We start from the raw sequence: 11,680 nt of genomic DNA, 5'->3' as shown, positions 1-11,680 counted from the left end.
GGCCGTGGCGCTGCCACGGCCCTTGGGCCCGCCGTTGACGCGGTAGACGATGTGAACGTCGTCGGCGATGACGGTGGGCACACGCGCCCCGGCGGCCTGCAGTGTCTGTTCAGCCACGACCGTAACTCTCCTCCGCCTTCCAGAAGTACACGAAACCCCCGACACCGAGGAGCACCGCCCACCCCAGGGCCAGCGGCCAGACGTGCGGCGGCAGATCGCGTGACGGATCGTCACTGATCAGCGCGTACCGCATCAGATCCATGTAGACCGCCGCCGGGTTCGCCAGCAGCAGGTCGAAGACCCAGGAGTGGGCCCCCGCCTTCTGGAGCATGCGTTCCAGCGGGTACATCACGCCGGAGGCGTACATCCACGTACGCAGGATGAACGGCAGCAGCTGCGCCAGGTCCGGAGTCCTGGCCCCCATCCGGGCCAGCACCAGCGCCAGACCGGTGTTGAAGACGAACTGCAGCGCCAAGGCCGGGATGACCAGGAGCCACCTGAGGTCCGGGGCGTGGCCGAAGCCCAGCAGGACGACGACCAGCACGATCATCGAGAACAGCAGTTGCTGGAGCTGCTGGAGCGAGAACGAGATGGGGAGCGAGGCCCGTGGGAAGTGCAGGGCCCGCACCAGCCCCAGGTTTCCGGAGATCGCGCGCACTCCGGCCATGGCGGAGTTCTGCGAGAAGGTGAACACGAACACGCCCGTCACCAGGAACGGGATGTACATGTCGTTCGGCATGCCATCCCTGCCGCCCAGCAGCACGCCGAAGATGAGGAAGTACACCCCGGCGTTCAGCAGGGGCGTCGCCACCTGCCACAGCTGCCCCAGCTTGGCCTGGCTGTACTGGGCGGTCAGCTTGGCCTGGGAGAAGGCCACGATGAAGTGGCGCCGGCCCCATAGCTGCCCGAGGTAATCGCGCAGCCCGACACGCGCGCCGCTCACGGTGAGGCCGCGAGCGGCCGCCAGCCCGGCGAGATCGACGGGACTCGCGACAGGGGGGCGCCGTTCGCGGTCAAGAACGGGTGGCTGGCTCACCTGGTCACCTTCCGGGCCTCGGCACTAAGGACGGAACGGATGCGTTCCGTCGCTGAGTAACGTAGAACAGGCCACGACGGATCGCAACCGTTCCGTCGTCGAGTAGGCTCAGAGCATGGAGATGGAGAAGGAGAAGGAGCCAGGCAAGCCCCGGCGCACCCCCGCGGGTGCCGCCGTCCTCCAGGAGAATGTGACCGACGCGATCCGCGCCGCCGTCTTCGAGGAACTGGCGACGGTCGGCTACGGACGCATGTCGATCGAACGGGTGGCGCGCCGGGCCGGGGTGGGGAAGGCCGCCATCTACCGGCGCTGGCCTTCGAAACTCCCCATCGTCCTGGAGGTGGTGTCCGCCCTGGCGAAGCAGGGGCTGCCGACGCCGGACACCGGGACCCTGCACGGGGATGTGAAGACACTCCTGGAAGCGACCGCGCGGGTGCTGTGGCATCCGATGGCCGCCCAGATCATTCCGGACCTCTTCGCGGAATCGGCCCGCAACCCGGACATGGCCCAGGCGCTTCAGTCGGCGGTACGGGACTCCCAGCGCGGCATCGCCGAAGTGGTCGTCCGCAACGCGGTCGCCCGGGGGGAGCTATCCCCCGACACGGACGTCGACCTCGCCCTCGACCTGGCCAGCGGCCCGCTGTACTGGCGCCTGACCACCATCCGCTCGCCACTCCCCGACGGCTATGTGGAGGCCCTGACCGCCGCCACCACCGCGGCCCTGACCGCCGCCCGCAACCCTGCCCGGCACCGGTGATCAGCTGGACAGGCCCAGCTTGCGGCGGAGGCCCGCCGCCTTGGACTCGGTGTCGCGGGCGGCGCGGGCGCGCAGGGCCAGCATGTAGTTCTCGCGCGTCCGCATGATGTGCGCCTTCAGGATCTCCTCCAGTTCGTCCGTACGGCCCGCGGCGAAGATCTCGATGATCCGCCGGTGTTCCTGGAAGGAGCGCGCCGGTTCGGTCGTGGCGAGGAAGGTGAGGTGGACGCGGAGGGCCGAGACGCGGGCCAGGCTCATCTGGTAGGCGTCGCTCAGGTAGCGGTTGCCGCAGTGGGCGAAGAACGCCTCGTGGAAGGCGGTGTCGGCGGTGCCGTACGCCTTGGTGTCGTTGCCCGCCAGGGCGTCGGTCATGGCCTCGACGGCCCGGCGCATGGCGGCGAGGGCGGCGTCGTGGTTGCGTTCGAGGGCCAGCTGGGCGGCGCGGATCTCCAGGGTGGTGCGGTATTCGCACAGCTCGAAGATCTCGTCCTCGGTGGGCTGGAAGACATACGTCCCGGACTTCGGCACGATCTCGACCAGGCCCTGGAGTTGCAGCATGCGCAGGGCCTCGCGGACCGGGGTGCGGCTCACCCCGAGGACGGAGGCGAGGCCGTCCTCGGAGAGGGCCTCGCCGAGGTCGAACTCGCCGTCCACGATGGCCGCGCGGAGACGGCGTGCCACCTCGGAGGCCAGCGACGAGGACCGTCCGCCGCCCGTCGTGCGTGCCATGCCCCTCCCAGCGCGTATGTCCATGGGTATCCCGAACTTACCGTAGCTGCCGTATCGCCGGGTCCGGGCCGGGCTGGGTGAGGGCGAGGCGGGCGGTGCGGTGGGCGGCCATGCGGACGGGGGCGTTGGCGGCGCCGTAGCCGGTGTAGCGGCCGAGGCGCTGGACGAGTTCGAAGAACACCGCGCCGCCCAGGATCTCCGTATAGCAGTGGAGGAACGCGCCGTCGGCGTCGCGGTCGTAGAAGATGCCCAGCTCGCGGAGGTCGGTGAGGAGCGCGGGGTCGGGGCCGAGCCGGGCGTCGAGGTCGTCGTAGTAGTTGTCCGGGACGGCCAGCAGGGGCGCTCCGCGGTCGCGTACGGCACGGGCGGTGGCCACGATGTCGTCGGTGGCGAAGGCGATGTGCTGGGGGCTGGTGACCGGCGGCGCCCAGTCGCCCCGGCGCAGCAGGGTGACCGACAGCGCGATGCGGAGCCGCTCGGCGGGGTCGGTGAAGGCCCGGCTGCGGACCAGGCCGAAGGGGGCGGCGTATTCGGCGGTGGGCTGCGGGGTGAGGCCGAGGACGGCGCGGTAGAAGAGCGTGGCCTCGTCGAAGTGGTCGAACGGCTGGGTCAGCGCGATGTGGTCGATACGGGTGACGCCCGCGCCGGGCCGGTCCGGTGGCGCGGCGGCGGGTGTGAAGTCGGCCAGCCAGTCGTCGCCGGTGCCGCAGAAGAACACCTCGGTGCCGTCCGGCGCCGCGACGGCGGCGAGGTCGGCCTCGGCCGGGCCCCGGGTGCGCGGCAGGACCGGCGCGAGCAGGGCCTCGGCGCGCGCGGCCGAGGCGTGCGGGTCGGCGGTGTGCAGGCCCAGGGCGCTGATCGCGCCGCCGGGGCGGGTGGCGCCCGTGTTGAGGAGCAGCCGGGCCTCGCCCTGGGTCCACAGCTGGACGGGTTTGGTGCGGTGGTGGCCGGTGTGGACGAAGCCGAGCCCGGCGAGCGCCTGCGCGATCAGCGGCCCGGACTCCGTGTCGACGGCGACCTCGGCGAACGCCACGCCACTGGGCGGAGACCCCTTCGGCACAGCCGGTACGGCGGGCACGGCGCCCGCCGAACGCCCGTCCGCGTGGCGGGCGGTGGCGTCCCGCAGCGCGAGCAGCGAGCGGTGGGCGTCGATGGCCGTGCGGCCCGGGTCGGCCTGCCGGAAGACATCGTTGAAGACTTCCAGCGACAGGGGTCCCCGGTAGCCCGCGGCCAGCACATGGGTGAGGAAGGCGGTCAGGTCCCAGGCGCCCTGGCCGGGGAAGAGGCGGTGGTGGCGGCTCCACTGGAGGACGTCCATGTCCAGGTGGGGCGCGTCGGCGAGCTGGAGGAAGAACAGCTTCTCGGCCGGGATGTCGCGGATGCCCGCCGGGTCCGAGCCGCGGGAGAGGATGTGGAAGCTGTCCAGGCACAGCCCGAGCGCCGGGTGGTCGGCGCGGGCGACCACGTCCCAGGACGCCTCGTACGTGTTGATGTGGGCGCCCCAGGCGAGGGCTTCGTAGGCGATGCGTATGCCGTGTGCGGCGGCGCGTTCGGCCGCCGTGTGCAGCTGCCCGGCGAGCAGGTCGGGGTCCGAGACCGCGTCCGGGGAGACCGAGGAGCACACCAGCAGGGTGTCGGTGCCCAGCTGCCGCATGACCTCCAGCTTCCGATCCAGCCGGGTGAGGTTGGCGGCGAAGCGGTCCGGCGAGGTGGAGTCGAGGTCGCGGAAGGGCTGGTAGAGGTCGATGGACAGGCCGAGGTCGGCGCAGCGGACCCGGATCGCGGCGGGGGCGAGCGGGGAGGCGACGAGGTCGGGTTCGAAGATCTCCACCCCGGCGAAACCGGCGTCCGCCGCGGCGGTGAGCTTGTCCTCCAGGGTCCCCGACAGGCAGACCGTGGCCACCGCTGTACGGGTCATGTCGTTCGTCCTCCTGTCACTGGGCGATGCCGCGCGGGGCGGGGATGACGGTGTGGTTCACGTCGTGGTTGACCAGGTACGTGGGCAGCCGCCCCTCGGCGACGTCTACCACATTGCGGGCCGTCTTCGTACGGATCTCGATCTCGGAGTCCTCCGAGTACCAGGCGGTGTGCGGGGTGAGGACCACGTTCTCGCATCGCGCCAGGGGGCTGTCGGGGCCGATGGGTTCGTGGGCGAAGACGTCTAGCGCGGCGCCCGCGATACGTCCCGACCGCAGCGCCTCGATGAGCGCGGCCTCGTCCACCACCGGGCCGCGCGCGGTGTTGACCAGGCAGGCGGTGGGCTTCATGGCGGCGAACTGCCCGGGCCCGAGCATCCCTTGGGTCCGCTCCGTCAGCGGGGCGTGCACGGACACCACATCGGCTTCGCGGCAGAGGGTGTCGAGGTCCACGAGCCGGACCCCGAGCGCCGCCGCCCGGGCGGCATCCGGATAGGGGTCGTGGGCGAGGAGGGTCATCCCGAAGCCGCTCATCTTCTCGGCGAGCCGCTGCGGGATGCGGCCGAATCCGACCAGCCCGAGAGTGCGTCCGCGCAGCCGCCGCAGTGGTTTCGCGACGGTGTAGTCCCAGGCGCCCCGGCGGATCGCGGCGTCGTAGCGGTGCAGTCCCCGGGCGAGGGTGAGGATCTGGGCGGCGGCGTGGTCGGACACCTCCTCCAGGGAGCCGTCCGGCACGTTGGCGACGGCGATGCCCGCTTCGGTGGCGGCCGGGACGTCGATGGTGTTGAGCCCGATGCCATAGCGGGAGATCACCTGGCAGCGGGTCAGGTGGCGGATGACCTCAGCCGTGACGGGGGCGTACTGGTTGATCACGGCGTCGGCGTCGGCGCATATCTCGATCAGCTCGGCCTCGGTGCGGGCCTGGGCGGGTACGAGGTCAAGTCCGGCCGCCTCCAGGACCTGCCGCTCGGGCTCCAGGTCGGCGAATTCGTAGTCGGTGACGACCACGGTGAACATGATGGCGCTCAGCTCCCGAAGCGGTGGTCGAGGTCCTGGTGGAAGCCGAGGTCGACGAGGTCGCAGAACTCGGCGTAGGTGTGCTGGGCCGGGCCGCCCGCGGGCGTTCCGGCGGTGCGCAGGTGGTCCAGTGCGCCGGCGACCGCGCGGGTGGCGGTGAACAGTGCCGTGACGGCGTAGAAGACGATGGAGAACCCCAGGTCGGCCAGGTCGGTGGCGGTGAGCCGGGTGGTCTCGTTGCCGTCCACGATGGAGACCACCTTGGGTCCCTCGATGGCCTTGGCGACGGCCTCCACCTCCTCGACGCGTTTGATGCCGTCGACGAAGACCAGGTCGGCGCCCGCGTCCCGGTAGCGGCGGGCGCGGCGTACCGCCTCGTCGATCCCGGCGGCGGGCAGGGCGTCGGTGCGGCCGATGACCAGCAGGTCGTCGGTGCCCCGGGCCTCGACGGCGCAGGCGATCCGGGCGGCGCTCTCGTCCTCGTCCATCAGCCGGATGCCGCTCATCTGGCCGCACCGCTTGGGCGCCACCTGGTCCTCCAGGTGGATGGCCGCCACCTGGGCCTGGATGTACTCGCGCACGGTGCGGTGGATGTTGGAGGGGCCGCCGTAGCCGGTGTCGGCGTCCGCGATGACCGGGATGGACACGGCGCGGGTCATGTTGCGGGCGTGTTCGGTCATCTCGGTCTGGGTGAGCAGCCCGATGTCGGGGGTGCCCAGACGGCTGGCGGTGGCGCCGAAGCCGGTCAGGTAGACGGCCGGGAAACCGGCGGCCTGGACGAGGCGGGCCGTGGCCGAGTCGGGCGCGCCCGGGGCCTGGACGATGCCGGGGCCGTCCAGGAGGGCCGTGAGCGACGTGGCGGCTGACACGGTCGGCTCCTTCCGGTGAGGGTCACGAGGGGTCAACGGGCGGCGGCGGGTGTGTCGGCCACCGCCGCCGGGCCGGTTCCGGAGCCGGGCTGCCGCGCGGGGCTGCGCCACAGCAGGATCAGCACGACGGAGACGGCCAGGGACACGACGGGGATCAGCAGGCCCGCGGTGACGGTGCTGCCGTCGGTCTCCTTGCCGACGATGTACGGGCCGAAGAACCCGCCGAGGTTGCCGATGGAGTTGATGGCGGCGATGCCGACCGCGGCGTGGGTCTTGGACAGGCTGTCGGTGGTGAGCGCCCAGAACGGCGGCAGCCAGGCGAAGGCGCCGATCCCGGTGATCGCGAGCGCGACCACCGCGGGCCCGGGGTGGTGCCGCAGGGCGATGACCGCGGCGAGGCCGACGGCTCCCATGGCGAGCGGTATGGCGACCAGGTACTTGCGCTCGCGGGCGCGCTTGGACAACTGGGCGGTGACCAGCAGCGCGAGGGCGGCACAGATATAGGGGACGGCGGCGGTGAAGCCGATGTTGGTGGCCGAGTAGGCGGGGTTGATCTGCTTGATGATCAGCGGCAGGAAGAGGTTGAACCCGTAGGTGCCGATGGCGAGCGCGAGATGGGTGGCGGCCAGGTGCAGCACCCGGCGGTTGCGCAGGGCGGCGAGCTGCGCCCGTACGCCCTCGTCGTGGCCGGTGCCCTGCTCGGACTCCAGGGAGGTGCGCAGCCAGTCGCGGTCGGCGGGGGCGAGCCAGCGCGCGGTGGCCGGGGAGTTGGGGAGGAAGGCGTACGTCACGACGGCCATCAGGACCGCGGGGACGCCGGTCAGGATGAACAGCCAGCGCCAGCCCGCCATGCCGAACCACCCGGTGTGGTCCAGGATCAGACCGCCGAGCAGCCCGCCGCAGATGAACGAGACGGGCTGGGCCAGCACCAGCCAGCCGAGCGCGACGGCCCGGTCGCCGGAGCGGAACCACAGGGTGAGGTAGACGATGATGCCGGGGAAGAAACCGGCTTCCGCGATGCCGAGCAGGAAGCGCATCACGTACAGCATCTGCACGTTGGTGGTGAACCCGGTGATCACCGTGATGATCCCCCAGGTCGCCATGATGCGGGCGAGCCAGGCGCGGGCGCCGAAGCGGCGCAGCAGCAGGTTGCTCGGCACCTCGAAGAAGAAGTACGCGACGAAGAAGATCGAGGCGGCGAGGCCGTACGCGGCGGCCTTGATGCCCAGTTCGGTGCCCATGCCCAGCTGGGCGAAGCCGATGTTGGTGCGGTCGACGTACGCGATGACGTAGCCGACCGCGATGAGCGGAAGGATGCGCCAGGAGATGCGCGAGACGGCTGCGCGCTGCCCGGCCTCGTCCAGGGCCGGGGCGGGGGTGCCGCTGGGTGCGTGTGTCATGTGCTTCCTCGATCGTGCGGGGAGGAGGGCGGCTCAGCTCATGATCAGTCCGCCGTCGATGTTGACGGCCTGTCCGGTCATGTAGTCGGAATCGGGTGAGCAGAGGTAGAGGGCGAGGCCCGCGACGTCGTCCGGTGTCTGCGGGCGGCCCATCGGTACGACGGCCGTGCGCCGCTGCCACGCCTCGCCCGCGGTCCACCCCTCGGTGGCGGACCACTCCTGGTCGATCTGGCGCCACATGTCGGTGCCGACCAGGCCGGGGCAGATGGCGTTGACGGTGATGTCCGGCGCCAGCGCGTAGGCCGCGGTCTGGGTGAGGCTGATGACGGACGCCTTGCTGGCGCGGTAGTGGGGGGTGAGGGGTGCCATCGGGCCGGCGCCGTAGCGTCCGGCGATCGACGACATCGTGATGATCTTCCCGCGCGGACGGGCGCCCCCGGCACTGTGGGCGCTCTCCAGGGGTTCCTGTGTGCGCATCCGGGCGGCGGCGGCCTGCAGGGTCAGGAACGCGCCCTTGACGTTGACGGCGAACGTGGCGTCCCAGTCCTCTTCGGTGATGTCCAGGAAGGGTTTGACCTGCACGATGCCCGCGTTGCAGACCATGACGTCGAGCCGCCCGAGGCCATCGGCGGTGCGTGCCACCATCTCGGCGCAGTCGGCGGCACGGGTCACATCGCCCGCGACGGCGAGCGCCGGGCGGCCGAGAGCGGCCACCTCGGCGCGTACGGACTCGGCGCGGGCGGCGTCGCGGTCGATGACGGCCAGGTGTGCGCCCGCCGAGGCGAGCCGCAGGGCGATCGACCGTCCGATGCCGCGCCCGGCACCGGTGACCGCGACGCAGAGAGCGCTGAGGTCTGCCACTCTCGTCCCTTTCGTCGATGCGCCCGGCGGGAGAGGGTGGGGAAGCCGGGCCGCTGAGACTGGGACACTAGAGTTCGCCAATCTGGGATACAAGAGGTCGGCGCAAGATTGCTTTCGCGATGCGTTACGCCGTCATGTGGGCCAGGCGGGCCGGGGCGGGCGGTGTCACCCTCCGCCGAAGTCCCCTCCGCCGAAGCCGCCGCCGTCGAAGCCGCCGCCGTCGAAGCCGCCGCCGAAATCGCCCGGGTCGAAGTCGCCGCCGGAGTGGTCACCGCCCGAGTAGTCGCCGCCGGAGTAGTCACCGGCCGGACCGGCGCCGTAGTAGTCGCCGTACGCGAGGGGTGAGGCGAGCGAGGTGCCGAGCAGGGTGCCGGCCAGCAGGCCCGGCAGCAGCGCGCCGCCGAAGTAGCCGTACGCCCACGGCGCGTAGACCGGTCCGGCGTCCCAGTACGGGCGCCGTCCCGCGGAGGTGTCGACCTGCCGGGCCAGCGGCTCCTCGCCGTCGTCCAGCCGGGCGGCGTCCGCCGCGCAGACAGGGACGGTGCGCTTGGACGTGCTGCCCGCCGGGGTCCACCGCCGGTCCTCGACCGAGGGTCCGTGCCGGGGGTCGAAGAAGCACGGAGGGCGGCGCTCCGGCAGCGGCCTGCCGTCCTGCCTGGCCTCCAGGGTGGCCAGCGAGAACCGGCCGTCCTCCAGGGCTTCGCTCACGCCCCGCACGTCCCTGGGGGACCGCGCCTTCTCCATCCCCGTCTTCGCGTGCTCGTAGGAGTCCAGGGCGCGGGTGTAGTCCTCGCGCATCGCGTCGTCGGCCTTCGGGGACGACGGCTCGAAGCCGATCCGGGTCAGCTCCTCGCCGAAGGCGGTGATGTCCTCGTCCACCACCGGGCGGAGTTCTTCCAGCCGGGCCCGGTCCTGCCGCTGCCGCCGCTTGGTGACGCGCCTGCCCACCAGGAAGGTGCCGCCGACGCCGACGATGATCAGCACGCCGAGCGTGATGAGCAGGCCCAGCGCGCCGGTGCTCCCCGTGGGCGTGGCGCCGTGGTTCCAGGTGGCGGGCGCGTCGCCCTTGGCCTGCTCCACGGCCTGGTCGACGAAGTCGGTGAGCATGGCCCCGGAGTCGCCGGGGTGGGACCGCTGCGCGGCGCCCGTCAGGTTCTGTACGGCGTCACGGGACAGGACGGAGTGGTCGGCGCCCGCGTCGAAGTGGTCGCCGAGCGCGACCGCGTACACACCGGTGACGCCGACCTTCGTCCGCAGATCCTGGAGCAGGGTCGACCGGTCGTGCTTCTCGGCGGCGGGGAGCGCGGCGACGAAGACCGGCTTGCCCGCCTTCTCGATCTTCTGCGACAGGGCGGCGGCCTCGGTCCGGGGCAGGATGTCCCGGGCTCGTGGATCGACGTAGACCGGCCCGTTGCGCAGCGAGGCCGCGGCGGTGTCGAGGGAGTCAGCGGCCCGCGCTCCGGGAGCCGCGGCGAGGGCGGCGAGCAGCAGCGCGAGCACGACCAGCGGAAGCACCAGCGTCATCCGGAAGACGCGTCGAACGCTCTTCATATCTACGACGCTAGCCCATATTGCTCAACTTTGGGGCTTTTGTTCTTCAGCGGTGATCGCTGTCCGGTGAGGGCGGTGATCATCGCGCCTCGCCACGGTGGGTACGGTGCGGGGATGCTGATCGAGGAGCTGCGGCGGGAACTGCCGGACGGACGGCTGGTCGAGGACCCGCAGGTGGCGGCCGGATTCACCCACGACGAGGCGGAGTGGGCGCCGCACGGCACGCCGAGTGCGGTCGTCCGGCCGCGTACCCCGCTGGAGGTGCGGTCCGTGGTGCGCGCCTGTCTGCGGCACGGCGTTCCGCTCGTCACCCGGGGCGCCGGAACCGGTCTCTCCGGTGGCGCCAACGCCGTCGAGGGGTGCGTCGTGCTCTCCACGGAGCACATGAACACCGTCCACGAGATCGATCCCGTGGAGCGGCTCGCGGTCGTCGGCCCCGGGGTGGTCAACGACGATCTGCGGGCCGCGTGCGCCGAACACGGGCTCTGGTACCCGCCGGACCCGGCCAGCGCGCCCTGGTCCACCATCGGCGGCAATGTGGCCACCAACGCGGGCGGGCTGTGCTGCGTCAAGTACGGCGTCACCCGCGACTACGTCCTCGGCCTGGAGGCGGTGACCGGCACCGGTGAGCTGGTGCGGCTCGGCCGCCGGACGGCGAAGGGCGTGGCCGGGTACGACCTGGCGGGGCTGATGGTCGGCTCCGAGGGAACCCTCGGGGTGATCACCGAGGTCACGGTGCGGCTCCGCCCGCGGCGGGAGGCGGAGCACACGGTCGCCGGATACTTCTCGTCGGTCGTGGCCGCGGGCCGCGCCGTCACCGCGGTGGGGGCCGCGGGGCTGACCCCGTCCGCGCTGGAGCTGATCGACCGGCACTGCCTGGCCGCGGTCGACCGGTGGAAGAACATGGGGCTGTCCGTCGACGCGGACGTGGTGCTCCTCGGGCGCACGGACGCGCCCGGCCCGGCCGGGGAGGAGGAGGCCGCGCGCATGCTCGCCTGCTTCGAGGAGGCGGGGGCGACCTGGGCCGCGCAATCCACGGACCAGGAGGAGGCCGACGCGCTCTTCGCGGCGCGGCGGCTCGCCTACCCGGCGCTGGAGCGGCTCGGCCCGGTGCTCACCGAGGACGTGTGCGTGCCCCGGGCGGCCGTACCGGAGATGCTGGCGCGGATCGAGCGCGCGGCCACCCGGCACGACACGCTCATCGCCAACATCGCCCACGCCGGTGACGGCAACCTCCATCCGCTGCTCATCACCCAGCCCGGCGACACGGCGGCCCGGGAGCGGGCGCAGGCCGCGTTCCGCGACATCATCGCCGACGCCATCGACCTGGGCGGGACCGTGACCGGCGAGCACGGTGTCGGGCTGCTGAAGCGGGAGGGCTTGGAGCAGGAACTCGCCCCTGCCGTGCTGGAGATGCACCGCGCGGTGAAGGCGGCCCTCGACCCGCACGGGATCCTGAACCCGGGCAAGGTCATCAGCCGGAGCTGAGCGGACCGCGTCCCAGTCGGTGAGACCTTTCCGGTGACGCCTTGAGCCGGACAGCG

Annotated in this window: 10 protein-coding genes and 1 pseudogene; 2 read left to right on the top strand and 9 right to left on the bottom strand. The window is 72.0% G+C overall.

Features of this window, described 5'->3' with window-relative positions; all coding sequences use genetic code 11:
- Positions 1–117: pseudogene (locus tag ACZ6CL_RS42165) on the bottom strand (ABC transporter ATP-binding protein); the annotation flags it as partial.
- Positions 110–1,036 carry an ABC transporter permease gene (locus ACZ6CL_RS42160; protein ID WP_468946697.1) on the bottom strand — a complete coding sequence of 309 codons (927 nt, stop codon included), beginning with the start codon at positions 1,034–1,036 and terminating at the stop codon, positions 110–112. The pseudogene ACZ6CL_RS42165 and the gene ACZ6CL_RS42160, both read right to left, overlap by 8 nt.
- Before the next feature lie 115 nt (positions 1,037–1,151).
- On the opposite strand from ACZ6CL_RS42160, the gene ACZ6CL_RS42155 reads away from it, so the two are divergent.
- Positions 1,152–1,793 (top strand): TetR/AcrR family transcriptional regulator, encoded by a 642-nt coding sequence (locus ACZ6CL_RS42155; protein WP_468946695.1) that lies wholly within the window; start codon positions 1,152–1,154, stop codon positions 1,791–1,793.
- Here the strand turns inward: ACZ6CL_RS42155 and ACZ6CL_RS42150 are convergent, their stop codons facing one another.
- The 7 genes from ACZ6CL_RS42150 to ACZ6CL_RS42120 form a co-directional block, all read right to left on the bottom strand.
- Positions 1,794–2,522 carry a GntR family transcriptional regulator gene (locus ACZ6CL_RS42150; RefSeq protein WP_468946692.1) on the bottom strand — a complete coding sequence of 243 codons (729 nt, stop codon included), beginning with the start codon at positions 2,520–2,522 and terminating at the stop codon, positions 1,794–1,796.
- A gap of 37 nt (positions 2,523–2,559) precedes the next feature.
- Entirely contained in the window at positions 2,560–4,440 is a 1,881-nt protein-coding gene (locus ACZ6CL_RS42145) for a bifunctional sugar phosphate isomerase/epimerase/4-hydroxyphenylpyruvate dioxygenase family protein (RefSeq protein ID WP_468946690.1), read from the bottom strand.
- A 16-nt stretch (positions 4,441–4,456) separates the two neighbouring features.
- A complete protein-coding gene (locus tag ACZ6CL_RS42140; protein WP_468946687.1) occupies positions 4,457–5,455 on the bottom strand; it encodes a C-terminal binding protein in 999 nt (332 codons plus the stop codon).
- Between the two features lie 8 nt (positions 5,456–5,463).
- Positions 5,464–6,324 carry an isocitrate lyase/PEP mutase family protein gene (locus ACZ6CL_RS42135; RefSeq protein ID WP_468946685.1) on the bottom strand — a complete coding sequence of 287 codons (861 nt, stop codon included), beginning with the start codon at positions 6,322–6,324 and terminating at the stop codon, positions 5,464–5,466.
- Positions 6,325–6,356: 32 nt separating this feature from the next.
- Entirely contained in the window at positions 6,357–7,724 is a 1,368-nt protein-coding gene (locus ACZ6CL_RS42130) for an MFS transporter (RefSeq protein ID WP_468946682.1), read from the bottom strand.
- Between the two features lie 33 nt (positions 7,725–7,757).
- Positions 7,758–8,585, bottom strand: a complete 828-nt coding sequence (locus ACZ6CL_RS42125; protein ID WP_468946680.1) for an SDR family NAD(P)-dependent oxidoreductase — start codon at positions 8,583–8,585, stop codon at positions 7,758–7,760.
- A 165-nt stretch (positions 8,586–8,750) separates the two neighbouring features.
- On the bottom strand, positions 8,751–10,136 hold the full coding sequence (locus ACZ6CL_RS42120; RefSeq protein ID WP_468946677.1) for a hypothetical protein: 1,386 nt from the start codon (positions 10,134–10,136) through the stop codon (positions 8,751–8,753).
- 114 nt (positions 10,137–10,250) lie between these two features.
- Between ACZ6CL_RS42120 and ACZ6CL_RS42115 the strand changes: the two genes are divergently transcribed.
- Positions 10,251–11,624, top strand: coding sequence for an FAD-binding oxidoreductase (locus ACZ6CL_RS42115; RefSeq protein ID WP_468946675.1), 1,374 nt, complete (start codon positions 10,251–10,253; stop codon positions 11,622–11,624).
- Positions 11,625–11,680: the final 56 nt, after the last annotated feature.

This window comes from Streptomyces sp. NPDC041200 (assembly GCF_055591805.1).
This window is presented reverse-complemented; position numbering and strand designations above follow the sequence as displayed.

Excerpts from the sequence above, each read along its gene's own strand:
- ACZ6CL_RS42155 (WP_468946695.1), top strand. The coding sequence starts at position 1,152 with ATGGAGATGGAGAAGGAGAAGGAGCCAGGCAAGCCCCGGCGCACCCCC.
- ACZ6CL_RS42150 (WP_468946692.1), bottom strand. The coding sequence starts at position 2,522 with ATGGCACGCACGACGGGCGGCGGACGGTCCTCGTCGCTGGCCTCCGAG.
- ACZ6CL_RS42145 (WP_468946690.1), bottom strand. The coding sequence starts at position 4,440 with ATGACCCGTACAGCGGTGGCCACGGTCTGCCTGTCGGGGACCCTGGAG.
- ACZ6CL_RS42140 (WP_468946687.1), bottom strand. The coding sequence starts at position 5,455 with ATGTTCACCGTGGTCGTCACCGACTACGAATTCGCCGACCTGGAGCCC.
- ACZ6CL_RS42130 (WP_468946682.1), bottom strand. The coding sequence starts at position 7,724 with ATGACACACGCACCCAGCGGCACCCCCGCCCCGGCCCTGGACGAGGCC.
- ACZ6CL_RS42120 (WP_468946677.1), bottom strand. The coding sequence starts at position 10,136 with ATGAAGAGCGTTCGACGCGTCTTCCGGATGACGCTGGTGCTTCCGCTG.
- ACZ6CL_RS42115 (WP_468946675.1), top strand. The coding sequence starts at position 10,251 with ATGCTGATCGAGGAGCTGCGGCGGGAACTGCCGGACGGACGGCTGGTC.